A 25,013-nucleotide genomic window follows, 5' to 3' on the forward strand; every position below is an offset into this window, starting at 1 on the left:
CTGACAGCATGACCTAAGAATAAAAAACGTCAACAGCGGGGCGCTTTTCGCCCTTCATATCAGTCTTCTAATTTTAGATATGGAGCGCTGGCGCCCGCCGGCAAAGAGAAGGCGGAGACTTTATTTCGTCTCCGCCCAGGATCGCAGTTAGGATTTCAGCCAAGGTCTCAGCCAAAGTCTCAGGCCGTGCGCACCGTCGCCGTGCCGACCAGCAGGTCGTGAACGAGACGGCTGCGTTCGATAAACAGGCCGGCAAGCAGAATGAGCGGCGTCAGCACCGAGTTGAGGATCCAGAACAGTGCCAGATGCACGATCGCTGTCATGAAATCCATCGGCCGTCCATCGACGCGCACGATTGCGATCCCCATGGCGCGCATGCCGAGCGAGGCCTGGCTCGGCCCGCCCACCGTCAGGCCGAAGTAAATGCCGGCGACGATGACGAAGAGGGCAGGGTAGAGAAAGAAGCCAAGCCCCAGCGTAACGATCGACAGGAAGAACAGCACGATCGCCGCGGGAATGCAGAGCAGCGCCACGATGACGTAATCGAGGATGAAGGCGAAGACCCGGCGGCTCAACACGCCGCTATAGGCGCGCCAGTCCTCCGGTGCGGCATAAAGCGGATTGGGGTTGTAGCTCATCTCAATCTCCTCAGGAAAAGCGATGCCGCTGATATGGTATCGGCAGGGCAAAATGCAATAATCTGCCCCAGATGCGGGTGGTTTTAGGCCGGATCGGCCTAAAGCCACCCGCATCTAAATCAAAGAAATGGAGCATGATGTCGTCCGAAAACCGCGGACACTTTTCGGCATCATGCACTACAGCGCCGCGCGTCTTTTGAGATGCGCAAAGGACGCTGTAGCACTTTGAATCGCTGCATAATTTTATCCTTAAATCGATTCCGATTTAAGGAATTATGCAGTCACCGCTTTGCGAGAATTTTCGCCACTTCGACCGCAAAATAGGTGAGGACACCGTCGCATCCCGCCCGCTTGAACGACAGCAGCGTTTCGAGCATCGCCCGTTCGCCATCGATCCAGCCATTCATCGCCGCCGCCTTGATCTGCGTATATTCGCCGGACACCTGGTAGGCGAAGGTCGGCAGGCCAAAGGCCTCCTTCATCCGCCAGCAGATATCGAGATAGGGCAGGCCGGGCTTGACCATCAGCATGTCGGCGCCTTCCTCGACGTCGAGGGCCGCGTCGCGGATTGCTTCGGTGCCGTTGGCGGGGTCGATATAATAGGTCTTCTTGTCGCCTTTCAGCAGCCCGCCCGTCGAGATCGCCTCGCGATAGGGACCGTAGAAGGCGGAGGCGAATTTCGTCGCATAGCTCATGATGCCGACGCTCTGGTGGCCGGCCGCATCGAGCGCCATGCGGATCGCGCCGATGCGTCCATCCATCATCTCAGACGGCGCGATGATATCGGCGCCGGCATCTGCCTGCATCACGGCGGCGCGCGCCACCTGGTCGACCGTCTCGTCATTGACGATCTCGCCGCCTCTGAGAATGCCGTCATGGCCGTGGCTGGTGAAGGGATCGAGCGCGACATCGGTAATGATACCGATATTAGGCACCGCCTTCTTGATCGCCGCCGTCGCCTGATTGATCAGGTTGTTGGCTTCGAGGCTGTTGGAGCCGGTCTCGTCGCGCAGCTCCATCTCGATATTCGGAAAGGTGGCAAGGGCCGGAATGCCGAGGCCGGCCGCTTCCCGCGCGGCTTCGACGGCCTTGTCTATGCTCATCCGGTTGACGCCCGGCATGGCCGGGATCGGATCGATGATGCCGGAACCTGGCACGATGAAGATCGGCCAGATCAGGTCGTCGACCGTCAGCCGGTTCTCCTGCACCAGCCGGCGTGTCCAATCCGCCTTGCGGTTGCGCCGCATGCGGCGATGGCCGGTGATCTCGTCGACGAGATGAGTCCTGTCCTGCATGATATCTGTCCCTGGCCCATTCCATTTATCGGAGCGCTCATTATCATGGCGCCTGGAAAATCCAAACCGGACGATTGGCCGCGGCGGAAAACCGGTGGCGCATAATCCCGAATCTGGAATCGATTTTCGAGGTAATGCGCAAACGCAATGTTATAGAGCGTCCTTGGCGCGTCTTGTCCGACGCGTAGCGCTTTTGCGAAGATGCAACCCCAAACCGATGTCTGCGCTATGGAAACCGAATCCCCGACGATACCGAAACGCACACTGGCGGATATCCTCTTCATTCTCTTCTTGAGACTGGTTGCCTTATCCTGCTTCTGGTTCGGCCTGCAATATTGGGCCATGCTCGTCGGCTATTCGCTGGTCGGCGCCGGCCGCTTCGATCTTTTGAGCCTGCCATGGAAAGTGGCGAGCACCAGCCTCGCCGTGCTCTTCCCCGTCGCCTCCCTCGGCCTCTGGCTCACCGTCTCCTGGGGACCGGTCATCTGGGTGCTGGCCGCCGGCGGACAAATCCTCATGTATGGCCTGCTGCCGAATATTTTCGGCCCCAACCAGTTGATCATCCTGCTGCATGTCATTGTCGCCGTGGTCTACTTGATTTTCCGCCTGCTGCTCTGGCTGGAAAAGCGCCGGCATCGCCGCCAGGTAAGTGTTGATTTACCCTGAGACAACGTGGAGTTACCGGTAAGGCTCCGTTAAGCCTGCGGTTTAAGTCGAATTTTATATGTATTCGATAGGGTCTCACTCAAGGCGGGAAGAAAACACACCGCCAAACAAACAGTGAGGCAGTTAACATGAACACGAAAATCAAGCCGCAGGCGGTATCGACCTTCCGTGACCAGCAGGACCACGACATCCGTGATCTTTACATGGAATCCCTTCATCTCGTTGAACGTCTGCACCGTCGTCTTCTCGACGTCATCAAGGACGAATTCGACCGCCAGGGTCGCAGCGATGTCAACGCCATCCAGGCGCTGCTCCTTTTCAACATCGGCAATTCCGAGCTGACCGCCGGCGAGCTGCGCTCGCGTGGCTACTATCTCGGCTCCAACGTCTCCTACAACGTCAAGAAGTTGGTCGATCTCGGCTTCATCAACCACCAGCGCTCGCGCATCGACCGCCGCTCGGTCCGCATCAGCCTGACCGAAACCGGCCAGGACATCGCCGAAACGGTGGCCAAGCTCTACGAACGCCACATCGCCTCGATCGACAAGGTCGGCGGCATCGGCACCGACGAGTTCACGCAGATGAACAAACTGCTCCAGCGCCTGGACCGTTTCTGGAACGACCAGATCCTGTATCGCCTCTGAGACCCCTGACCTCATTTCAGGGTTGATCAAAACCGGATGCGTCCCTGCGCGTCCGGTTTTTGCCGTTTGCTCTCGCGTGGCATCTTTGCAACGCATGGCAGGCAAGCGCAAAGCCCGGTATTCAAGCCGTTTTTTAGCCGTTATTAACCGGCACGCTTTACCCCGTCATATGGTTCGTTGTGTCCTGTTTCCCGCAGTCGGCAAGTCCGTCTTCCGGCCCGGCAACACGAATTGGCCATATTGGTGTGGCAGCGGAAGGCTTAACAACCGGCGCTTTCAATAGACCGACCAGGAATGTTCAGGCTGCCGCATCGCAATCTTGTGATGGGGCAAGCGGAATTTTTTGATGCGCCGGACAACGAATGGACTGGGATCTGCGTTAAAGCGCAGTGATATCGCAAAAGGCCGCAGGTTCTCTTTATAGCGGCATTCAGTGGTTGGGACTATGTCGAAGAAAAACGGAATTGAAGCTCTCTCGCGCCGCGCCTTCCTTGCGTCCGCGGCAACGGTTGGCGCCAGCGCGCTTGCCGCGCCGGCATTCGCGCAATCGGCGCTCGATACGCTGATCAACGCGCCGCGCCGCGGCAACTGGGACGACCAGTTCGACGCCAAGGCGGCGTCGCGCACGGCGACCGCCATGGTTTCCAACACGCCGATCCTTGGGCCCCAATCGGTCGCAAGCGCCCAGCAGGCAATCATGCAGTATCAGCAGATCGCCGCAGCCGGTGGCTGGCCTGAGGTCAATCCCGGTGACCAGCGTCTGCAGCTCGGCGTCAGCTCTCCCGCCGTTCAGGCGCTGCGCCAGCGCCTTGCGATCACCGGCGATCTGCCGCGCGAGGCCGGCCTGTCCAACGCCTTCGATTCCTATGTCGACGGCGCCGTCAAGCGCTTCCAGGCGCGTCACGGCCTGCCGGCCGATGGCGTTCTCGGCGAATTCACGCTGAAGGCGATGAACATCCCCGCCGATGTCCGCCTGCAGCAGCTGAACACCAATGTCGTCCGTTTGCAGACCTTCCCTGAAGACTTGGGCCGCCGTCACCTGATGGTCAACATCCCGGCAGCCTATGTGGAGGCTGTTGAAGACGGCAGTGTCGCCACGCGCCACACCGCGGTTGTCGGCCGTCTCAGCCGCCCGACGCATCTCGTCAATTCGAAGATTTACGAGGTCATCCTCAATCCTTATTGGACTGCGCCGCGCTCGATCGTCGAGAAGGACATCATGCCGCTGATGCGCAAGGATCCGACCTATCTCGAAAAGAATGCCATTCGTCTGCTCGACGGCAAGGGCAATGAAGTCGCCCCCGAGACCATCGACTGGAACGGCGAGGCGCCGAACCTGATGTTCCGTCAGGACCCCGGCAAGACCAACGCCATGGCGTCGACGAAGATCAACTTCTACAATAAAAACGGCGAGTACATGCACGACACGCCGCAGCAGGGCCTGTTCAACAAGCTGATGCGCTTTGAATCGTCGGGCTGTGTCCGCGTCCAGAACGTGCGCGACTTGTCGAACTGGCTGTTGCGCGAGACCCCCGGCTGGAACCGCCAGCAGATGGAGCAGGTGATCGCAACCGGCGTCAACACGCCGGTCAAGCTCGCCACGGAAGTTCCGGTCTATTTCGTCTACATCTCTGCCTGGGGCATGCCCGACGGCATCGTCCAGTTCCGCGACGACATCTATCAGATGGACGGCAATGCCGAGCTGGCGCTCGACACCACGGCGGGAATGGAACAGCCGGTCCAGTAAGCGGCGACCTCTGCATTGCTATTTGAAAACCGCGCTTTTTCCGGCGCGGTTTTTTTATGTCGGAGATGCTGCGCGGCGCGACCGCAAAAGAGCGTGAGCGCGCGCTTTGCTCAGCAAATGTCGTTCTTCGTATTGCCCTCGCCACGGCGGAAGGCTAATACCTCAGCGCATTCCAGTTGAGGAGCCCGCCCATGACCAATGCTTCCACCGAATCCTTCTTCAATCGCTCGCTTGCGGACGTCGATCCGGACATTTTCGGCGCGATCGGAAAGGAACTCGGTCGCCAACGGCACGAGATCGAACTGATCGCTTCTGAGAACATCGTCTCCCGCGCCGTGCTGGAAGCCCAGGGCTCCATCATGACCAACAAATATGCCGAGGGTTATCCCGGCAAGCGTTATTACGGCGGCTGCCAATTCGTCGATATCGCTGAGGAACTGGCGATCGAGCGCGCCAAGAAGCTGTTCGGCGTCAATTTCGCCAACGTTCAGCCGAATTCCGGCTCGCAGATGAACCAGGCCGTGTTCCTGGCGCTGCTGCAGCCGGGTGATACCTTCATGGGGCTCGACCTGAATTCGGGCGGCCACCTCACGCATGGTTCGCCGGTCAACATGTCCGGCAAATGGTTCAACGTCGTCTCCTACGGCGTGCGCGAAGGCGACAACCTGCTCGACATGGATGAAGTCGCCCGCAAGGCCGAGGAAACCAAGCCGAAGCTCATCATCGCCGGGGGCACTGCTTATTCCCGCATCTGGGACTGGAAGCGCTTCCGCGAGATCGCCGACAGCGTCGGCGCCTACCTGATGGTCGACATGGCCCACATCGCCGGCCTTGTCGCCGGTGGCGTGCATCCGTCGCCGTTCCCGCATTGCCATGTTGCCACGACGACGACCCACAAGTCGTTGCGCGGCCCGCGCGGCGGCGTCATTCTGACGAATGACGAGGATCTGGCGAAGAAGTTCAATTCGGCTGTCTTCCCCGGCCTGCAGGGCGGCCCGCTGATGCACATCATCGCCGCCAAGGCCGTTGCCTTCGGCGAGGCGCTGCAGCCGGAATTCAAGGAATACGCCGCACAGGTCGTCAAGAATGCCAAGGCACTGGCTGAAACGCTTGTCGCCGGCGGCCTCGATGTCGTCTCCGGCGGCACCGACAACCACCTGATGCTGGTCGACCTGCGCAAGAAGAATGCCACCGGCAAGCGCGCCGAGGCAGCGCTTGGCCGCGCCTACGTCACCTGCAACAAGAACGGCATTCCCTTCGATCCGGAAAAGCCCTTCGTCACGTCGGGTGTGCGCCTCGGCGCGCCGGCCGGCACGACCCGCGGCTTCAAGGAAGCGGAATTCCGCGAGATCGGCAATCTGATCGTCGAGGTCCTCGACGGTCTGAAGGTCGCCAATTCCGATGAAGGCAACGCCGCCGTCGAAGCCGCTGTGCGCGGCAAGGTGGTCAGCCTCACCGACCGCTTCCCCATGTACGGCTACATGGGATAAGGAGTAGGGATGCGCTGCCCCTATTGCGGTTCGGAAGATACTCAGGTCAAGGATTCGCGCCCGGCGGAGGACAACACGTCCATCCGCCGGCGGCGCATCTGCCCGGATTGCGGCGGCCGCTTCACCACGTTCGAGCGTGTGCAGCTGCGCGAGCTGATGGTCATCAAGAAGACCGGCCGCAAGGTGCCCTTCGACCGCGACAAGCTGGTGCGCTCCTTCGAAGTGGCGCTGCGCAAACGCCCGGTCGAGCGGGATCGCATCGAGCGCGCCGTCTCGGGCATCGTCCGGCGGCTTGAAAGCTCCGGCGAAACCGAGATCTCCTCCGAGCAGATCGGCCTGCAGGTGCTGGAAGCCATGAAGAGCCTCGATGATGTCGGCTTCGTGCGCTACGCCTCGGTCTATCGGGATTTCTCGCTTGCCGAGGATTTCGAGAAGGTCATTTCCGAAATCAACGCCAAGATCGCCCGCGACCCGCTGGACAGGTGAGCCATGACCATCACGCCGCATGACGAACGTTTCATGGCAGCGGCGATCCGCCTGTCGCGCTGGCATCTCGGCCGCACCGCCACCAACCCCTCCGTCGGCTGCCTGATCGTCAGGGACGGCGTCATCGTCGGCCGTGCGGTGACGGCGCTCAGTGGCCGCCCGCATGCCGAGACGCAGGCGCTCGCTGAAGCAGGCGTGCTCGCCCGTGGCGCCACCGTCTATGTGACGCTCGAACCCTGCTCGCATCACGGCAGGACGCCGCCCTGCGCCGAGGCGCTGATCGCTTATGGCGTTGCCCGCGTCGTGATCAGCGTCACCGATCCCGATCCGCGGGTCTCCGGCCGCGGCATCGCCATTCTGCGCGAAGCCGGCATAGAAGTGGATGCCGGCGTGCTGGAGGCCGAGGGCCGGCATTCGCTTGCCGCCTATCTCACCCGCCAGACGAAGAACCGGCCCTATGTGACTCTCAAACTTGCCGTTTCCGCCGATGGCATGATCGGCCGCGAGGGGGCAGGGCAGGTGGCGATAACAGGCCCGGAGGCCCGCGCCCAGGTACAGGCGCTGCGTGCTGAAACCGATGCCATCCTGGTCGGCATCGGTACCGCGATTGCGGATGATCCGCTTCTGACTGTGCGTTCGCCAGGTCTTGAATCGCAATCGCCGATCCGCATCGTACTTGATCCCTCGCTGGCTTTGCGATTGACCAGCAAGCTCGTCGAGACGGCGCGGCAAGTGCCGATCATCGTGGTGGCGAGCGAGGAAGTTTGGCCTTTGTCGGCAGATGCGGAGGGGTTACCCCCCTCTGCCCTGCCGGACTACCGGGGTCGAGCCACGGGTCTCGACCCGTCCTTCGGACCTCCCACAAGGGGGGAGATCGGCAAGGAGCGCGGTCCGAATTCCCCCGTTTCTGTTAGCAATAAATCGCCTTCGGTAAATGCAGCGCAGGGCGCTGGCTCCGACCCAATCTCCCCCATTCTGGGGGAGATGCCCGGCAGGGCAGAGGGGGGTAACCTACCCGCCGACGCCACCGACATGGACTCCCGCCGCGCAGCCCTCGAAGCCGCCGGCGTCGAGGTCGTCCATTGCAATCCCTATCATCCGGAAGTCCTGTTGCCGGCACTCGCGACGCGCGGTATTTCCTCGCTTCTGGTCGAGGGTGGCGCAAAGACGGCACGGCTTTTTCTCGAAGCTGGCCTCGTCGACCGCATCCAGCTTTATCAGGCGCCTGTTGTGATCGGCGAGGGCGGTATTGAATCCCCGCTTGATGCAACCGACATACCATCGGGTTTTGCCCATACGGGCACGCTGATGTTCGGCGAAGATCGCCTGGACGAATACGAAAGAGGGCTTTGATGTTCACCGGAATAGTCACCGATATCGGTACGATCGAATCCGTTTCGCCTCTGAAGGAGGGCATCAAGCTCCGCGTTGCGACGAGTTACGACCCGGCGACCATCGATATGGGCGCATCCATCGCTCACTCCGGCATCTGCCTCACCGTCACCGGCCTGCCGCAGGAAGGCAGCAATGGTCGCTGGTTCGAGGTCGAGGCCTGGGAAGAGGCGTTGCGGCTGACGACGATCGGTGCCTGGCAGGAGGGCAGCCGCATCAATCTCGAACGGTCGCTGAAGATCGGCGATGAACTCGGCGGCCACATCGTTTCCGGCCATGTCGACGGCAAGGCGGAAATCCTCTCGGTGACAGCAGAGGGCGACGCCACGCGCTACCGCCTGCGCGCGCCCGAACATCTGGCGAAATTCGTCGCCCCCAAGGGTTCGATCGCACTCGACGGCACCTCGCTGACGGTCAATGCCGTCAATGGCACGGATTTCGACGTGCTGCTCATCCGCCACACGCTCGAGGTCACCACCTGGGGCGATCGCAAGACCGGCGATTTCGTCAATTTCGAAGTCGACACCATGGCGCGTTACGCCGCCCGGCTGGCGGAATTCCCGAGCACCTGAATCAAAAACCTGTAACGGTTTCCACGGTCACACCACGACTGGCATGCTGGGCGCGAAACATCCTCAGGCGCTCGTCGATGCATCCAACTGTACGTCTGTGACGCGGCGCGGCCCAATAGCTCACCAATCCGGGGACAGCTTCGTCAGATACTGGCCGTAGGCGCTCTTGCCGAGCTTCTCCGCGAGCTTGGCGAGGTCGTCCTGCGAGATGTAACCCATGCGCCAGGCGACCTCTTCGGGGCAGGCAATCTTGAAGCCCTGGCGTTTCTCCAACGTGCTGACGAAACCTGCTGCATCGAGCAGGCTGTCCGGCGTGCCGGTGTCGAGCCAGGCATAGCCCCGGCCCATCAGCTCCACGAAAAGCTGGCCGCGCTCAAGATAGGTGCGGTTGACATCGGTGATTTCCAATTCACCGCGCGGCGACGGCTTCAGGTTGGCGGCGATATCGACCACCTGCTGGTCGTAGAAATAGAGGCCGGTCACCGCCCAGTTCGATTTTGGCTTCTTCGGCTTCTCCTCGATCGACAGCGCGTTCATCTTTTTGTCAAAGCCGACAACGCCATAGCGTTCCGGATCGGTGACATGATAGGCGAATACTGTCGCGCCTTCCCGCCGATTCGTGCCGGATTTCATGATTTCAGGCAGTCCGTGCCCGTAGAAAATGTTGTCGCCGAGAACGAGTGCTGAGCTGTCGCCGTGCAGGAACTCGGCGCCGATGATGAAGGCCTGGGCGAGGCCGTCTGGGCTCGGCTGCACGGCATAGGTCAGCGAAATTCCCCATTGCGAGCCGTCGCCGAGAAGGCGCTTGAAGGCTTCGACGTCGTGAGGCGTGGTGATGATCAGCAACTCCCTGATGCCGGCGAGCATGAGCGTCGTCAGCGGATAGTAGATCATCGGCTTGTCGTAGACCGGCATCAACTGTTTCGAGACGGCCTGCGTGATCGGATGCAGACGCGTGCCCGTGCCGCCGGCGAGAATAATCCCCTTCATGCCCATCTCCCTAAAGACCCTTATTCAAAAGGTCTTGCATGACAATCTTCATTGACTGCTTCCACTCCGGCAGCCGGATTCCATATGTTCTGGCGAGCTTGTTGCCGTTGAGACGTGAATTGGCGGGACGCTTCGCCGGTGTCGGATAGTCCGCCGTCGGGATGCGCTCGACGCCGACGTTTCTGCCTCCGGATTTAGGAAGCTCTGTGAATATCTCTTCGGCGAAGTCAGCCCAGCTTGCTTCGCCGCTGCCGGTCAGGTGAAAGGTCCCGCGGAGCGATGGCTCAGGGTCCGCTACGATACGGGATGCGATCGCAAGAATCGCGTCGGCGATGTCGAGTGCAGAGGTCGGGCATCCTGTCTGATCGGCGACAACGCGAAGATGATCGCGCGTCTCGGAAAGCCGCAGCATCGTTTTCAGGAAATTGGTGCCAAAGGGCGAATAGACCCAGGCGGTGCGTAAGATGACATGGTTCGGGTTCGCCGCCGCAACGGCCTTCTCGCCCGCGAGCTTCGAGCGCCCATAGACGGAGATCGGCGCCGTCGCATCCTCTTCGGAATAGGCGGAGGCCTTGTCGCCGCTGAAGACGTAGTCGGTCGAAATGTGGATGACCGGGGCCCCGATCCGCGCAGCAGCCTCGGCAACCGCCCCGGCGCCTGCTGCGTTGACGGAAAAAGCAAGCCCGGGTTCGCTCTCGGCCTTGTCGACCGCCGTATAGGCCGCCGCCGAGACGATCACATCCGGCCGCAGAGCCGAGAAGGCGGCTGCGATGCTTGCAGGATCCGCGAGGTCCATTTCCGGACGCCCGACCGCGCTGATTTCGACGCCCATTTCGGCGCCACGTCTGAGCAACGACTGAACGACCTGGCCCTGTTTGCCGGTGACGGCAATGCGCATCGTTTATCGTCCCTTGAAAACGCCGAGGCGTTCGCCGGAGTAGACGTTTTCGCGCAGCGGCCTCCACCACCATTCGTTTTCCAAGTACCAGTGCACTGTCTTCTCGATGCCGGTTTCGAAGGTCTCTTGCGCCTTCCAGCCGAGTTCGCTTTCGAGCTTGGAGGCGTCGATCGCATAGCGTGCGTCGTGTCCGGGGCGGTCCGTGACGTTGGTGATCAGACGTGCATGCGGTCCCTTGTCACTGTAGACGCCGTCGAGAATAACGCAGATGCGATGAACGACATCGATGTTCCTGCGCTCATTGCGGCCGCCCACATTGTATTTTTCGCCGGGGCGCCCTCTGGATGCGATCGTGAAGAGCGCGCGGGCGTGGTCTTCGACATAGAGCCAGTCGCGGACATTCGCGCCATTGCCGTAAACCGGAAGAGGCTTGCCCTCCAGTGCGTTCAGGATCATTAGCGGAATGAGCTTTTCGGGGAAATGGAACGGGCCGTAGTTGTTGGAGCAATTGGAGACGACGACGGGCAGACCGTAGGTTCGGTGCCAGGCGATCACCAGATGGTCGCTGGCGGCCTTGGAGGCAGAGTAGGGCGAGGACGGATCGTAAGGCGTCGTTTCCTCGAAGAGGCCCTCGTCGCCGAGCGAGCCGTAGACCTCGTCCGTCGAGACATGCAGAAAGCGGAAGGCGCTCTTGCGGCGAGCGTCAAGCTCATCCCAATAGTGCCGTGCGGTATCCAGCAGGCTGAATGTGCCGACGATGTTGGTCTGAATGAAATCGGCTGCGCCCGAGATCGAGCGGTCGACATGGCTCTCTGCCGCGAGATGCATGACGATATCAGGGCGGAAGGACGCGAATGCTTCCTGCATCCTGGCGCGGTCGCAGATGTCGGCCTGCAGGAATTGATAGTTCGGCGCCGATTCGACGGATTTCAGCGATGCCAGATTGCCTGCATAGGTCAGCGTGTCGACATTCAGCACCTCGGCGCCGATCTCGCTGACGAGATGGCGCACCAATGCAGATCCGATGAAGCCCGCTCCGCCCGTGACCAGTATGCGCATCATCGATCAATCCCTGGGTTGCTGTGCTGAACAGGAAAAATGGCCTGGCAGATCGGCGAGCCGCGGCAGCGTCTTGTCCTTGTCGGACAATACCATGTCTCTCTCATAGAAGGGCCAGCGGATACCGATCGTCGGATCGTTCCACGCGATGCCTCGATCATGCTGCGGGCTGTAGGGTGCGGTTACCTTGTAGCTGATGACGCTGTTCGGCTCGAGCGTTGCGAATCCGTGTGCGAAACCGGCCGGTACCCAGAGCTGCATGCCATTTTCCGGCGAGAGCTCCTGAGAGAGCCATTTGCCGAAGCTCGGTGATTCCTCGCGGATATCGACGACGACATCCATGATCCGGCCGGCAAGGCAGCGCACCAGCTTGCCCTGTGCAAAGGGTGGTATCTGGAAATGCAGCCCCCGGACGGTGCCGGTCTGCGCCGAAAGCGATTCATTGTCCTGGATGAACGTGACGTCGGCCACATTTTCCCGGAACCAGGCATCCTTGAATACCTCGGAGAAGTAGCCGCGGTGATCGCCGAAGCGTGGCGGCGTGATCGCAACGATGCCCTCGATGGCCGTGGTCTCAATACGCATGACTTACCTTTTTGCGGCTTTTATCAAGCGCCCGCCCTCATGACGCTCATCAGCATGTCCGCCTGCGAGCGGCTCTGCATGGCCGCAAGGCCCTTCGCGGCAATGGCATCGCGCTCGTCGGCATCTGCGATCAGCTTGTAGCAGCGCTCGATCATGTCGTCATAGGGCTCAATTGCCAAGCCGCCGATGAAGGGCTGGAGGTCCGGATCGCGGATGTCGCCTTCCGTCAGCACGCAAACGCGATTGGCAAGCAGATAGGAAATGCGGACGATTTCGAAGACGCCGCTCGCATAATGATGGATGTTTATGACGATCTTGGCGCGGGCAATCACCGCGTCGCGTTCCGCACCATAAACGTTGAAGAGATGCACGACCTTGAGCCCGCCCTGTTCAAGCGTATTCAGGATATGGTGGCGGCGTTCGGGCAACGAGCCATAGAAGAGCACGTCTATATCCTTGACGACGGCATGCTGGATCTGGCTCAGGCAACTGTTATAACCGATTTCGAGCACACCGGCGTGATCGATACCCTTGGCGGCAAGGTTTTCGCGGTTGCGCGGGCTGTAGTCGAGAACCGGAAGCGACTTCAGGATCGAGGTGTAGCGCGAATTGATCCAGACGCTTTCTTCGGACACCTGCTCGAGATTGATGACGACGCTATCCTTCGGCAGATGACGGAGGACTTCCGGGGCCAGAAGATTGCCGCCATAGATGATCGGCGCACGGCCGGCGAATGCGTCAATGTCCCGGGTGATCGGTGCCGAGCCGCCGAGTTCCTCGAAGGCACCCTGTAGGCCAAGCGCGACTTCGTCGAAGGCGTGGCTGTGATTGTAGTTGTCGGGCGTCACGATCCAGATGCAATGGCGATCCTTGTGGGCCTGCCATCCGCCGGCAAAGGGCTGCAATGCGTTGCGAAGCGGCTGCTCGACCTTCTGGGCGGCGGGTATCTCGGTACGTACAGCCTGCTGCGGCGCCGGGGAGGCGCCGAAAGCCTGCGGAGCATAGGCACGCATCAGTTCGCGGCCGCCCGTGAACTGGCTGCGCGGCATCCAGGCCGGCGGGTCATCGGTGCCCCAGATAAGGTGCGGCTGCTTGATCAGTGGTTGACGGCCCTCCTGCCAGGAGGTCAAGTGGGCCTGGTCGCGGCTCTGAAGAAAAGCCTCCTTGGCGGCGAAAAGACCATGCAACATCCGGCCGAGGCGGACGCCGAACTTCCACTCGAAATCGGCAGGCGCAGGCACGAAGGCGGCGATCTTCAATCCGTTGGCAGCAGCCTGCTGGACATAGAGCCCAAGCAGACGCTCGATCACGAAGGGGCGCATCGTCGCGTTGGCGTCGCGTGAATACTGCGCCGCACCGGCATAGGCAATGCCCGCCGGCGTCCCGATGCGCGCTTCAGTTTCCAGCGATTCCAGAATGCGTTCGCAGAAGGCGAAATATCCGGACCAGAACTTCCTGTTGCCGCAGAAATAGTTGCAGAACGCGAAGGCGGTTTTGTCTTGCGGCGGCGCGATCGGATAGCCGAGCTCTTGGATATGCAGGAAGATCGGGTCCATGCCGGGATGACCGCCAAGCAGCGAATGTTCCCAGACGTTGCTGTAGATCGCCGCGTGGCCGATCAGCGGGTTGTAAAGATAGGCGTCCGCACCTTCTGCCCTGGCCTTTTCCGCCTCCGTGACAAAAGACGGAAAACTCGTCACCGACTTCATCTCGAATTTGCTGGAGAGCAGCCCCCAGAACACGTCCTCGCCGAGGCCGATCGCCTCGTGATGCGCATGCAGGATGCGGAAGAGCTCGTATTCGCGGGTCGCAGCCTGCGTGTTGAACGAGATGTCGAGCGGCACGGCAGCCGCGTCGAGCTGGCTGCGCTGCGAAGGATCGAGATAAGGCTGATAGATGATGACGGACCCCGTGCCGGCAGCTTTCTCCGTGAGAAGCGCCAGATCAGGAAGACCGGCCGGCAGAGCGGAAATGAGCTGATTGATCGTCAAGGCATCGTCCTTCGTGCACATGGTCGCCGACTCCGTGATTCACGAAACGGCATTCGGGCTTGTTTGGGTGCCGACTATTGGACGTGAAGCTTGCGCCACACTGTTGGCGGGAGTTTCGCTGGTCAGCCTGGGAACAGGTTAAGCCGGGATGTTCGCACCAGGCCTAATTGCGCGATAGTGCCCAACCTCCGGACGGCGTCATGAAAAACGAAAAGATCTATGTAACGAAGCCCAGCCTGCCGCCGCTCGAAGAATTCATTCCTTCGCTGGAAGCAATCTGGAACAATCGCATCCTGACCAATGGCGGGCCATTCCACCAGCAGCTGGAGCAGGAGCTCTGCAACCATCTCGGCGTGAAGCACATCAGCCTCTTTTCCAACGCCACCGTCGCGCTGCTGACGGCGCTTCAGGCGCTCCGCATCACGGGCGAAGTCATCACCACGCCTTATTCCTTCGTGGCCACTTCTCATTCGCTTCTCTGGAACGGCTTAAAGCCCGTCTTCGTCGACGTCGACCCGGTGACGCTCAATCTCGATCCAGCGAAGATCGAGGCGGCGATCACGCAGCAGACGACGGCGATCATGCCGGTGCATTGCTACGGCCACCCTTGCGACGTCGATGCGATCCAGAAGATCGCCGATCTCTACAATCTCAAGGTTATTTATGACGCTGCCCATGCCTTCGGCGTGGAAGACGAGCGGGGAAGCGTTCTCAATCACGGCGACCTTTCCATCCTGAGCTTCCATGCGACGAAGGTTTTCAACACATTCGAAGGCGGGGCCATCATCTGCCCGGATGTTAAGACGAAGGCCCGCATCGACCAGCTGAAGAACTTCGGTTACGTCGACGAAGTGACCGTGGTGGCGCCAGGCACGAATGGCAAGATGAGCGAGTTCAACGCTGCGCTCGGCCTGTTGCAGCTGAAATACATCAAGTTCGCGATCGAAAGGCGTGAGTTCATCGACGGTGCATACCGTGAGCGGCTCCGCGGCGTTGCGGGCATAGAATGCCTGGACCGTTCCGGCGAGACCGTCTCCAACTTCTCTTATTTCCCGATCCTCGTCCGCCCTGGCTATCCCATTTCACGCGATGGGCTCTATGAACGGCTGAAGGAAAACAGCATTCATCCGCGCCGTTATTTTTATCCGCTGATTTCAAGCTTCTCGATGTACCGCAGCCTGCCTTCCTCGCAGCCCTCGAATCTGCCGGTCGCAACCGAAGCCGCACAACAGGTGCTCTGCCTTCCCATCTATCCGGACATGGAGATGGAGATCGTCGACAAGGTCTGCGCGCTGATCGAGTCGGCTTAAAAAAAGGTATTTCGACTGTCATCTCGTACCGCAGATCGAAAGTATCTGCGGTACGAGATCGTGCGCCAATAGGCCGGTCAGAGCATGATGCCGAAAAGTATAAGCGGTTTTCGGGCGACATCCTGTTCTAGCCGCCTCACTTGTCAGCAAAGACTTGAAGCGCGAGCTCTGCCTGCCAGATAAGAAATCGCGAGCCGGCGCGTTGCAGCTGGCTGCTCATACGAAAGCCGCGTGACCATCGATCACGCCGCTTTCGTCATCTCATAGACGCCAGATTTAAAGCGCCAGTTGCGGAGGTCGGATTTCGAGCCGCTCCGTCACCGGGCGCTGTACGCCTCGCGGCTCAATCTCGACCCAGCGGTTTTCAAGCCGCGAGCATTCGATCGCTTCCAGCAGCCGTAGTCCTTCCTCCGCCTCCTCGAGCCCAAGCACGTAGGGATGGGGCAGGCGTGCGGTATTGATCTTGCGTTGCAGCAGGGCGTCGGCAAGGTCGGCATAATAATTCGCGAAGGCTTCGATGAAGCCCGACGGATGGCCTGCCTTGAACCGCTCGTAGCGGGTATTGTTAGCGATCATGATATCCGGGCTGGCGCGATCGAGGATCTGCTTGCGGCCGTTGCAGTCATAGAAATAGGCAAGCTCGGGGGTTTCCTGAAGCCATTCGATCGATGCCTTGGAGCCATAGAGCCGCACACGCAGGCCATTGCGTTGCCCAAGCGCGGTCTTGCCATACCACATGCTGCAATGCAGGCCGCCGGCGCAGCGCACGAGCGCCTGCACATTGTCGAGCACCTGCGGAAAGTGACCGAAACTCTGGCTGGTTGCGCAGACTTCTTCCAGTTCCCGCTGCGTGAGGAAATGAAGCAGCGAGTGCACATGAACGCCGAGATCGAGCGAAACTGTCGGCACGGCGCCGTCGTGTAGGCGCCAGTCCTGCGGCGTCATCGGCGTTCCGTCACGGCGGAAACGGAGGAAGGTCTCCTGCGGCATCTCAATATGGATCTGCTGCAATTCGCCAAAAACACCATGCTCGACCATGCTGCGGATTTCGCGAAGCATGGGATATCCCGTGTAGTTGTAGGTTACGGCCAAAAAGGCCCCGCTACTGCGCGCATTGCCGATCATGCGCGTCTCGGCGCTCGAACCGGCGAGCGCCTTTTCCGAGATCACCGAAACACCTGCCTCGAGTGCGGCGACAACCTGTTTCGTATGCTGCTGCGTCGGCGTCAGCACGACGAGAGCGTCGATGTTGCCGGCCTCTTTCGAGAGCAAGGTATCGAAGTCGGCGTGGCAGCGCTCCGGCAAAATGCGGTACTGCCCCGCAGTTTCGCGATTGATGTCGTCATGGCGGCTGAAGCAGCCGGCGACAAGATCGAATTTCTGATCAAGCTCGATTGCATCGCGATGAGCGCGACCCACAGCGGAATTGACGGCACCGCCTAGAAAGGCGAGGCGCAGCTTCTCCGGTACTTCCTGGCTTGAGCGGATCATGCGAGATCTCCTTGCATCGTTTGGAGCGAAATGAACGTTTTGAAATCCGGCGCCACCTGCAGCATCTCCTCCCGCGACTCGAAACGGGCGTAGAGGATGGCGAGCTTGTCGAGCGGTGCCGCATTCATTGGTTTGCCGGTGGTCTTGAGCTGCGCGATGCGGACATCGGATGATGGAATGGAATGCGAGAAGGAAAACGGCGTCGAGGGCGTGTCGGAGGTGATGGTGTGCCGCCCGAAGAACAGCGGCGGATCGAAGCGCGGTTTGGCCGAAAATTCCTCACCCAGCAGCAGCGTTATGACGAGGTCGGCATAATCGATGCCGAGAGACTGATCGACAAGTGAGCCGTAAAGATCGCCCGGGCAGCGCCGCATGCATTCGACGATCCAGACATCGTCGCCATTCGACAGGAACTGCGTGTGAATGAGACCGTCCTGCAGTCCGAGCAGCTTGACGACGCGCGCCATAATGGCCCGCGTCTTCGAGCGGACAGTTTCGGAAAGGCGCGAGGGATGGTTCGATGAGTCGACCTGGTATGGATAGACCGTGCAATATTCGTCGACGAAGACGTCGAAGACGATCTCCTGGTCCTTGATGAAGGCGGAATGGCTGTGCAGGCTGCCTTCGATGAATTCCTCGATAACGATCTCCACCGCGCGCGAGTTTCGCCGGGCATCGGCTATGGCGCCGGCAAGTTCAGTCCGGTCGAAAACCTTCGTGACGCCGCGGCCGCTGAAACTGTCGCTCGGCTTCACCAACAGCGGATAACGCAGCGCCCCGGTCTCGACCGGCGAGTCGCCATGCAGGCGCACCGAACGCGGGGCAGGGATATCGTGCTGCTCGGTAAAGCGACGGAATGCCTGCTTCGTGTGAATGATGGTCGCAGTTTCCATCGAATCGAAGCGTGGGAATCCGAGTTTTTCGGCAACGAAGCTGGTCGACATATAGGCAACATCATTGCCCGTCGGCACGATGAAATCGAAATCACCGTTCTCGACGAGGGCAAGCAGCGCGTTCGGATCGCTGTAGTCAATGAAATGCGATTGATCCGCATGCGCATGGCAGGGTTCATCCGGCCGGTTTCCGCAAACGGAAATTTGCAGGCCGCGCCTTTTCAAAGCGAATAGAAGGGGAACTGCGCTGAAGTTACTGCCGACGAGCAATGCTCTCTTGGTCATTCTCAAGTCCATTCCATGCATCCCGGGCTGGCCTGTTGGAACGGCACAGCCCGAAACAGGGTGTGCAGTCCCACTTCGTCCGTTTTCGATATGCGAAAGACCGAAACGGACGCGATAGCGAGAGTCATAGGATGCGGGCGTTACCCGAGGCTTGCCGCCTGGAGGTCTGGGCGGCGTCTGTGTTCATCCCCGCGCCGCTGCCTTGCTTGTGGGAAGCAGACCGGCCGCCTTGTTAAGCCGAGTACCATCTCATACGCTTTCGGCTGTGATTCCAACGTCGGCATCGGACAAAGATGCAGACTGCAGCTGCAAAAAGAGACACCGCGCAATGAACGAAAAACTGCCTGATCTGATTGAAGGCGAGCGTATTTTCTTCCAAAAGGTGTTCGAACGGCAGTCCCGCGCGACAATGGAGATGCGGGAGCAATGGCGCGCGGAAACGATTCTTCAGCGCAGAAGACGCGTGTCGTCTGAGATCTACGATCTGCTTGGTGGGGTCGTGAAATACGGTCCGTTCAAGGGGCTGTCGCTTGCGAAGAACAATTGGTGGGGCGGTGGCGACTTCGGGTCGATGTTCTTGGGCCTCTATGAGAAGGAAGTACTGGATTTCCTGTTCTCCGAAAGATTGGATGCCGTTGAGAGCTTCGTCGATGTCGGCGCCGCCGACGGATATTACGCGATCGGCATGGTTCGGTCGGGTCGGGCGAAAAACGCCGTCTGCTTTGAACTGAGCGAGGAAGGGCAGCGCACCATTGCATCGAACGCCGAGGCGAATTCCGCGTCGGACAGGATCGAAATATTCGGCGCCGCAGACAGGCTGTTTTATGAAAAGCTCAGCCATCTTGATCTGGCGAAAACAGTCGTCCTCGTTGACGCCGAGGGTGCGGAGTTCGAAATCCTTGACGATGGCTCCTTATCGGCATTGAAACAGGCGACGATTGTCATCGAGATTCACAACTGGGTCGAGGGTTTCTGGGACAAGTACACCCGTCTCCTCACCTCGGCTTCAGCGTTATTCAATGTCGAATTCATTGCGCCCGCCATCAGAGATCTGACGCAATTTCCGGAATTGAACGATTTCACCGACGACAACCGCTACCTCATTTGCTCCGAGGGTCGGCCAAATATTATGCGCTTCATGCTCTTGACGCCCAAAGGCTGATTGCGTCGACAGGTTGGTGCGCACACAAGCGCTCCAGCCTGTCATTCAGGCACCGCATTGCCTTCCAATCTTGCCGATATTCCCACCGAGCTCCAGAAGTCCCGGGTGAAGAGGTAGCCGAATTCCTTTTCCTCGCGCTCCACCTTGAGTTTGGCATTCAAGATATCGTGCAGCTTCGGCAAATTGTAATAGGGAACCGACGGCAGCAGGTGGTGCTCGGCGTGATAATTCATGTTGGCATAGAAGAATGCAATCGGTGTCGGCAGATTGACCGTTCTTGAAAAAAGAAGCGCGCTTTCGTCCTTGTGATCTTCGAGGCCGACGTGCTGCGCCAGCGCCAGAACACGATTTGGGAGCGATCCGACGAAAGGTGTGATGAAAAACATGAACGTCAGGACAGGCGACCGCGTCGCAAGGAAAAACAGCGCCAGGCAGATGGCGTTCAGCGCAAGCATGAAGATCGCATCGGATTGGGCCGCGCGTCGTTCGGCGGGCATCAGTTTCAATCGGATGCCCTTGCCGAAATACGCTTCGTAGCCGAAGGCATTGCAGAGCGCATAGAGGATCCGCCTGCAAAGGCTTTGATAATCAAGCAGGACGAGACGCGCTGCACCCAGCAAGTCGAGCGGAAAATCGCGATAGATTTCGCTGTCATCCTCATGGAAAGTGGAAGCGTGGTGGAACTGATGGCTTTTTTCGAAAAAGCTCGGATTGTTCCAGGTCACATAGGAAAACAGCTTGAAGAACAGAGTGTTCGGCCATTTCCTGCTGAAGACCTTCTTGTGAAACAGCTCATGGCCGATGCCGGCATAGCCGGCGAACTGCCATAGGACGGCGTTAAGATAAAAGGCTGCGAAAGCAAGCGCGGGATAGCCGCCTTCCCATGCGCGGACCATAGCGAAAAGCAGGCCGGCGTGGATGCCGATCCTGAGCACGAGGTGGGAGTAAGCGATCCGGTCGTTCGATGCCGTGAGTTCCCGGAATTCGTCCTTCGTCAACAGGCTGCCGATTCTGATCTCGCTAGCACCCATGATCAGAGCTCTATGTTAACCAACGCAAAGGCCACAAGGCTGTTTGCGACATGGAAGACCACCTGCGATTTCGAGAACTCCGCCAAATACTCGGTGACGTCCCCGTGGATCTTGGAATTGTAGTCATGCCAGACGATGACGCCGCGCTTGACGATGCCGAATGCGTTTTCCGTATCCGCCCGGACGATCTGGTGCTCATGTCCGCCATCGATGAAGATCATCTCGGCCGATTGGAAGGCCTCCTTGAAATTGATCGTCGTCGAGTCTTCCTTGACGAGTGTGAGGCGCTTCCTTTGCGCCTCGGTGATCGACGCCAGATAGGCCTCGCCATCGATTTCCTGGCGCTTGCGGAGATAGTCGTCATTCTGCTCGGCGGACGACAAAGCGCTGCGCTCGTCAGTCTCGGCTAGATGCGCCGTGAGCCCCTTCGGCAGGTCGATGGAGACCACGTCGCAGTGTTCCGGCGTGTTTTCGATGAAGAGGCGTGTGGTGAAACCTTTGTACGTGCCGATCTCGATGATCTTTCGGGGCTTCACGATCTTGGCGAGCAACACCAGGACAACCTGGTCGACAAGCGTGATGCTGCCGATATCAATCGGCGGCAGACTGGCAGTGTACTCTTTCGCAATTTTCAATTCGTCGGCGAGTTCCAAAAGCGCTCGCAATTTCAGTTCGTAAATTCCCGATTTCGCGACACGCGCGGAGCGCAACGCCGCGGCACTTTCAATGAGCTTCTGCATCTCTGATCCCGTGATTCCGTCCATCGTGATTTAATCCTTTGCGATTTCTATTGCGCCTGCATGGGACTTAGAGACGTGTGCTGATGCGGGCGATCCGTTCATCCAGTTCCGGGAACGATCCTCTCCAGTAGGAATAGTGATTGATGAGGTTCCGATAGGCGATGGGCAGATCGGAGGGCTGCAGGTAGCCATTCTCGATCGCGAGATCGAGCACTTCCTCGTAGTAGGTGATCGAGTAGATGAAATAGCGGTTGGCCGCTGGATTGGACTGCGAATTGGAATGCTGGCGGAAATAGGAGAGGGGCATGGGATGCCCGACGATCGCTCCGCGGAGGGAGAGCCCAACCCAAGATGAAAGATCGAGCGGTCCGGAAATGATGCCGTCCACGACCTTGAAAAGACTGAAACGGCCGGATTCATCAAAGCAATCGGCCGTTCTCAAGAGCGCCGATGAGAACTCGCCAAGCAGATTATGATGCTTGACGGCGGTGATGCGTATGAAGTCGCGGCCCTCGATCACCTTCAGCGAGCCTTCGACCATCAATCCGTTGCCGAGATTTGTAACCTGGTTCCGCTCGTCAATGAAATAGCGCGGGGAAAACGCGAGTTTCGTTCCTCTGTTCTGTGTGGCTTCAAGCGCCTGGAGCAGATACTGGATGCAGAACGGATTAAGGACGTCGTCGTCGAAGAGATATTTGATGTACTCGCCGCTGGCGAGCCCGGCGAGCCGTATGACGTTTTTGTACTCGGCAGGATCCGGATTGCGGCTGTACTGGATAACGCCTGAGTATCTCTCGCAGATTTTCTCGATTGCATCCGTCGGGCAATCGTCAGAGACAATGATTTCCGTGTCATCGAAACTTTGCGCGATTGCGCTCTTCAGGGCGAGCTCAAAGAAATCGGGCTTGTAGGCCGGTATACAGATCGATACGCGCGGCAAATGTTTCTCCCCTTGAGACGCCCCTCCAGCCTCCGTCGGCGAGAGCGGTGATCGGCGCTCCGAACGACCGAAGCAGACTACTTGCCATGATCATAGAGCGCGGACGTTACGCGAGGCTTGTGCAGAAGGCCGCTGATCTGGCCCGATAGATAGATGAATTTCTGGGAGAAAAGTGGCACGCTCCCGGCTGGCTGAATCCCCGAACGCATAACACAGAGAATCGCGGTCGATTTCGGAAAAGGTTATGCGTGGGTTGAAAGTGATGGCGCGACCTGTCGGACGCACGGGCCCCTACCGCGAAAACTGAATGATCTCGCCGTTGTACTGCGTGCGTGCCGTCTCGCGGAAGCCGAGCTTGGCTGCGACCCGCAGCGAGGCCTGGTTCTCGGGGCTGATGATGCAGCTCATCGGTTTTCCGGGAAAATGCGTTTCCGCCCAGCCGATCAGGACGGTCAGCGCCTCGGTGGCATAACCGCGGCCGTGTGCCGAAGGCATCAGCGCCCAGCCGACCTCCATCGTCCCCTCGATAGACGGTTCCATCTCGCGGCGGGCTTCGAGGAAGCCCGCTTCGCCGATGAACCGTTCGCTGTCCTTTTCCACGATCGCCAGAAAGCCGAAGCCCATATGGTGCCACATGCCGGCAACGCGCAGCATGCGGCTCCAGCTCTGCTCGCGCGTCGATGGGGCGCCGGTGATGAAGCGCACGACATCCTCGTCCGCCCACAGCGCTGCATGCGCGTCGAAATCGTCGAGGCGGTGAGGGCGAAGCGTCAGACGCGCCGTTTCGAGGGTCGGAATGTCGATCACGATGGGTCCTTGTGAAATAAACGCGTCCTCAGGCGCCGGGCTCGCCGTCCCAATAGTCGAGGTCGCCTTCCGGTCGCCCGATGTGGCGGAAGCGCCTGGCTTCTGTACCGTCTCTATTCGTCTTGGCAAGGAACTTTCCGGAATCGGGATATTCGACGATCTCGGTCTTCGCCATGGTCGAGATGCCGAGATAGACGAGTGTGGCCGTGCCGGTGTTGATGATCTGGTGCGCCGTTTCCGGTCCGCCCGCCGGCGCGCCGAGCACGTCGCCCGCCTTGATCGCATGGCGCGCATCGCCGAAGCGGTATTCGCCGGCGCCTGCGATCACATAGAAAAGCTCGTCTTCAACATGGTGATTGTGGAAGGGGCAGCTCGATTTGCCTGATGGCACTTCGTTGTAGCTGATGCCAAGGCCGGCAAGGCTTAGAAGCTTGCCGAACGAGGTGTCGGCGCTTTCATAAAATTCGCCCTGTTTCCAGTGGTCGAGCTTGAGATCGGCGGTATTGATCACCGCTTTTGCTTCCGTCGTCATGATGGTCCTCCTGTTGCAGGAGGAGAAACTATCATCGCGCCGGAAAATTCAATGCTTATCTCGGAAATCCCCGGCATGGGCGGAGAGGAGCCCGCCGCCCATGCTTTGAGCGCCGAGCGTGCAATACGCTAAGACGCTCTATCGCTTCCAATCCCACGCATAGCCCAAAAATCGATCCGATTTTCGGGGTATGCGCTGGAGCCGTCAACGAACGTAGAAGGTGAAGCTCCCATCGGCCGCCTGCTCGGCATTGACGACATTGCGAATATTGACACCCTCATTGTTGAGCCGGTGGGCAAGCGACTTGTTGGCGTCGATCGAGGCCTGGATGCCGCGGATAGCCTGGCCGGAGCGTTGCGGTGCGGAGTGTGGGCCGCTCGTCTCGTCGTCGAAGTTGCGCCAGTTGTAAACCTCCTGGACATTGAAGTCATTGCCCTGGTAGCTCCTGAGCGTCTGCTCGATGCCTTGAGGGGTGTTCATCCCAAGGCTTTCGGCCCGGCTGACGCCGGCAAAGGCGAGGGAGGAGAGGGTTGCAGCGATAGTGATGGTGAGAACGCGGTGCATGATTTGTATCCTTTCATCTGCTTAGACGGTCGGCTGTCGTTGCAGGGGATCGTCTGCGTCACGACCTGGAATTGGCGTTCTCCCATTCGCGATTCAATGGGTTAAGCCACTGAAAATCCATTAAGAATTGTTCATGAAAACTGCCTTCGAATTGCCGCTTTCCAGGCGTCCGGGAAAGCTGATTTCAGAGGCCTGCCCAGCCGTGCATACAGGGCGCGGCTATCCCCTTGCAGATATTTCCTCTTTCCCATTGCGGCATCGGGCGAAATTGCTTGCCATTCGGACGAAGGCATGTTTTGACCGCGGGCTGCCGAGCGGGTAAATGTCCCGCCAACCGAAGGTGAACCATGTCGAGAGAGACCGCTCCCCATATTTTGATCGTTGAGGCCCGCTTCTACGACGACATGGCCGACGCCCTGCTCGAAGGCGCGACCTTCGCATTGACGGAGGCCGGCGCCACCTTCGAGGTCGTCACCGTTCCCGGCGCACTGGAAATTCCGGCGGCGATTGCCATGTCGCTCGATGGAGACGACAATGGCGGAACGCATTATGACGGCTATGTCGCCCTTGGCATGGTCATTCGCGGCGAGACCTATCACTTCGATATCGTGTCGAACGAATCCTCGCGTGCCTTGATGGATCTTGCGGTTAGCGAGTCCCTTGCCATCGGCAATGGCATCCTGACCGTCGAAAACGACGAGCAGGCTTGGGCGCGCGTGCGCCGCTCGGAAAAGGACAAGGGCGGATTTGCCGCTCGTGCAGCTCTGACCATGATCGAGCTGAAGCAGAAACTGGGTGCATAACG

Annotated in this window: 25 protein-coding genes; 10 read left to right on the plus strand and 15 right to left on the minus strand. The window is 59.4% G+C overall.

Annotated features, from left to right (window positions below; all coding sequences use genetic code 11):
* Positions 1–179: 179 nt before the first annotated feature.
* Both G9X67_RS19235 and hemB read right to left on the minus strand, forming a co-directional pair.
* Positions 180–638 carry an RDD family protein gene (locus G9X67_RS19235; RefSeq protein WP_003547150.1) on the minus strand — a complete coding sequence of 153 codons (459 nt, stop codon included), beginning with the start codon at positions 636–638 and terminating at the stop codon, positions 180–182.
* A gap of 281 nt (positions 639–919) precedes the next feature.
* On the minus strand, positions 920–1,933 hold the full coding sequence (gene hemB, locus G9X67_RS19240) for a porphobilinogen synthase (protein ID WP_138328319.1): 1,014 nt from the start codon (positions 1,931–1,933) through the stop codon (positions 920–922).
* A gap of 228 nt (positions 1,934–2,161) precedes the next feature.
* Here hemB and G9X67_RS19245 point away from each other — a divergent pair, with 228 nt between their 5' ends.
* The 7 genes from G9X67_RS19245 to G9X67_RS19275 all read left to right on the plus strand — a co-directional run bounded on the left by G9X67_RS19245 (position 2,162) and on the right by G9X67_RS19275 (position 8,930).
* Positions 2,162–2,599 carry a DUF6163 family protein gene (locus tag G9X67_RS19245; protein WP_064653904.1) on the plus strand — a complete coding sequence of 146 codons (438 nt, stop codon included), beginning with the start codon at positions 2,162–2,164 and terminating at the stop codon, positions 2,597–2,599.
* Between the two features lie 128 nt (positions 2,600–2,727).
* On the plus strand, positions 2,728–3,243 hold the full coding sequence (locus G9X67_RS19250) for a MarR family winged helix-turn-helix transcriptional regulator (RefSeq protein WP_003547156.1): 516 nt from the start codon (positions 2,728–2,730) through the stop codon (positions 3,241–3,243).
* Between the two features lie 445 nt (positions 3,244–3,688).
* Positions 3,689–4,990 (plus strand): L,D-transpeptidase family protein, encoded by a 1,302-nt coding sequence (locus G9X67_RS19255; RefSeq protein ID WP_012756884.1) that lies wholly within the window; start codon positions 3,689–3,691, stop codon positions 4,988–4,990.
* A 191-nt stretch (positions 4,991–5,181) separates the two neighbouring features.
* Positions 5,182–6,480 carry a serine hydroxymethyltransferase gene (glyA, locus tag G9X67_RS19260; protein WP_029872910.1) on the plus strand — a complete coding sequence of 433 codons (1,299 nt, stop codon included), beginning with the start codon at positions 5,182–5,184 and terminating at the stop codon, positions 6,478–6,480.
* A gap of 9 nt (positions 6,481–6,489) precedes the next feature.
* Positions 6,490–6,966, plus strand: coding sequence for a transcriptional regulator NrdR (gene nrdR / locus G9X67_RS19265; RefSeq protein WP_003547190.1), 477 nt, complete (start codon positions 6,490–6,492; stop codon positions 6,964–6,966).
* A 3-nt stretch (positions 6,967–6,969) separates the two neighbouring features.
* Positions 6,970–8,319: a bifunctional diaminohydroxyphosphoribosylaminopyrimidine deaminase/5-amino-6-(5-phosphoribosylamino)uracil reductase RibD gene (gene ribD / locus G9X67_RS19270; protein WP_138328316.1), complete on the plus strand. Its 1,350-nt coding sequence runs from the start codon at positions 6,970–6,972 to the stop codon at positions 8,317–8,319.
* A complete protein-coding gene (locus tag G9X67_RS19275) occupies positions 8,319–8,930 on the plus strand; it encodes a riboflavin synthase (protein ID WP_138328315.1) in 612 nt (203 codons plus the stop codon). The genes ribD and G9X67_RS19275 overlap by 1 nt, the downstream gene beginning before the upstream one ends.
* Before the next feature lie 120 nt (positions 8,931–9,050).
* Here the strand turns inward: G9X67_RS19275 and rfbA are convergent, their stop codons facing one another.
* Genes rfbA through G9X67_RS19300 form a run of 5 tightly spaced genes read right to left on the minus strand, consistent with a single transcriptional unit; the run spans position 9,051 to position 14,453 of the window.
* Entirely contained in the window at positions 9,051–9,920 is an 870-nt protein-coding gene (gene rfbA, locus G9X67_RS19280) for a glucose-1-phosphate thymidylyltransferase RfbA (protein WP_138328314.1), read from the minus strand.
* Between the two features lie 10 nt (positions 9,921–9,930).
* The gene (gene rfbD, locus G9X67_RS19285; RefSeq protein ID WP_138328313.1) at positions 9,931–10,818 is read right to left on the minus strand and encodes a dTDP-4-dehydrorhamnose reductase; all 888 of its coding nucleotides are present in this window, start codon (positions 10,816–10,818) and stop codon (positions 9,931–9,933) included.
* Between the two features lie 3 nt (positions 10,819–10,821).
* Positions 10,822–11,877, minus strand: coding sequence for a dTDP-glucose 4,6-dehydratase (rfbB, locus tag G9X67_RS19290; RefSeq protein ID WP_138328968.1), 1,056 nt, complete (start codon positions 11,875–11,877; stop codon positions 10,822–10,824).
* Between the two features lie 6 nt (positions 11,878–11,883).
* Positions 11,884–12,462, minus strand: a complete 579-nt coding sequence (rfbC, locus tag G9X67_RS19295) for a dTDP-4-dehydrorhamnose 3,5-epimerase (protein WP_138328312.1) — start codon at positions 12,460–12,462, stop codon at positions 11,884–11,886.
* A 23-nt stretch (positions 12,463–12,485) separates the two neighbouring features.
* Positions 12,486–14,453, minus strand: a complete 1,968-nt coding sequence (locus G9X67_RS19300) for a glycosyltransferase family 1 protein (RefSeq protein ID WP_171599505.1) — start codon at positions 14,451–14,453, stop codon at positions 12,486–12,488.
* Positions 14,454–14,653: 200 nt separating this feature from the next.
* Between G9X67_RS19300 and G9X67_RS19305 the strand changes: the two genes are divergently transcribed.
* Positions 14,654–15,763 carry a DegT/DnrJ/EryC1/StrS family aminotransferase gene (locus G9X67_RS19305; RefSeq protein WP_138328311.1) on the plus strand — a complete coding sequence of 370 codons (1,110 nt, stop codon included), beginning with the start codon at positions 14,654–14,656 and terminating at the stop codon, positions 15,761–15,763.
* A 276-nt stretch (positions 15,764–16,039) separates the two neighbouring features.
* Here G9X67_RS19305 and G9X67_RS19310 read toward each other — a convergent pair whose 3' ends face one another.
* Positions 16,040–17,254: a Gfo/Idh/MocA family oxidoreductase gene (locus G9X67_RS19310; protein WP_171599428.1), complete on the minus strand. Its 1,215-nt coding sequence runs from the start codon at positions 17,252–17,254 to the stop codon at positions 16,040–16,042.
* A complete protein-coding gene (locus G9X67_RS19315; protein ID WP_246697244.1) occupies positions 17,251–18,432 on the minus strand; it encodes an ATP-grasp domain-containing protein in 1,182 nt (393 codons plus the stop codon). The genes G9X67_RS19310 and G9X67_RS19315 overlap by 4 nt, the downstream gene beginning before the upstream one ends.
* A gap of 151 nt (positions 18,433–18,583) precedes the next feature.
* Here G9X67_RS19315 and G9X67_RS19320 point away from each other — a divergent pair, with 151 nt between their 5' ends.
* Positions 18,584–19,594, plus strand: coding sequence for an FkbM family methyltransferase (locus G9X67_RS19320; protein WP_138328308.1), 1,011 nt, complete (start codon positions 18,584–18,586; stop codon positions 19,592–19,594).
* 41 nt (positions 19,595–19,635) lie between these two features.
* On the opposite strand, the gene G9X67_RS19325 is transcribed toward G9X67_RS19320, so the two are convergent.
* The 6 genes from G9X67_RS19325 to G9X67_RS19350 all read right to left on the minus strand — a co-directional run bounded on the left by G9X67_RS19325 (position 19,636) and on the right by G9X67_RS19350 (position 24,208).
* Positions 19,636–20,625, minus strand: coding sequence for a fatty acid desaturase (locus G9X67_RS19325; protein WP_138328307.1), 990 nt, complete (start codon positions 20,623–20,625; stop codon positions 19,636–19,638).
* A gap of 2 nt (positions 20,626–20,627) precedes the next feature.
* Positions 20,628–21,365: a class I SAM-dependent methyltransferase gene (locus G9X67_RS19330; RefSeq protein ID WP_171599429.1), complete on the minus strand. Its 738-nt coding sequence runs from the start codon at positions 21,363–21,365 to the stop codon at positions 20,628–20,630.
* A 67-nt stretch (positions 21,366–21,432) separates the two neighbouring features.
* On the minus strand, positions 21,433–22,305 hold the full coding sequence (locus G9X67_RS19335; RefSeq protein ID WP_138328305.1) for a glycosyltransferase family 2 protein: 873 nt from the start codon (positions 22,303–22,305) through the stop codon (positions 21,433–21,435).
* Positions 22,306–22,596: 291 nt separating this feature from the next.
* Positions 22,597–23,112: a GNAT family N-acetyltransferase gene (locus G9X67_RS19340; RefSeq protein ID WP_138328304.1), complete on the minus strand. Its 516-nt coding sequence runs from the start codon at positions 23,110–23,112 to the stop codon at positions 22,597–22,599.
* A 28-nt stretch (positions 23,113–23,140) separates the two neighbouring features.
* Entirely contained in the window at positions 23,141–23,644 is a 504-nt protein-coding gene (locus G9X67_RS19345; RefSeq protein WP_062940701.1) for a cupin domain-containing protein, read from the minus strand.
* Between the two features lie 204 nt (positions 23,645–23,848).
* Complete coding sequence (locus tag G9X67_RS19350; protein ID WP_072638854.1) at positions 23,849–24,208, minus strand: hypothetical protein; 360 nt, start codon at positions 24,206–24,208, stop codon at positions 23,849–23,851.
* A gap of 347 nt (positions 24,209–24,555) precedes the next feature.
* Here G9X67_RS19350 and ribH point away from each other — a divergent pair, with 347 nt between their 5' ends.
* Positions 24,556–25,011: a 6,7-dimethyl-8-ribityllumazine synthase gene (ribH, locus tag G9X67_RS19355; RefSeq protein WP_064653893.1), complete on the plus strand. Its 456-nt coding sequence runs from the start codon at positions 24,556–24,558 to the stop codon at positions 25,009–25,011.
* The last annotated feature ends 2 nt before the right edge of the window (positions 25,012–25,013 follow it).

The organism is Rhizobium sp. WYCCWR 11152 (assembly GCF_013087615.1).
Lineage (GTDB): Bacteria > Pseudomonadota > Alphaproteobacteria > Rhizobiales > Rhizobiaceae > Rhizobium > Rhizobium indicum.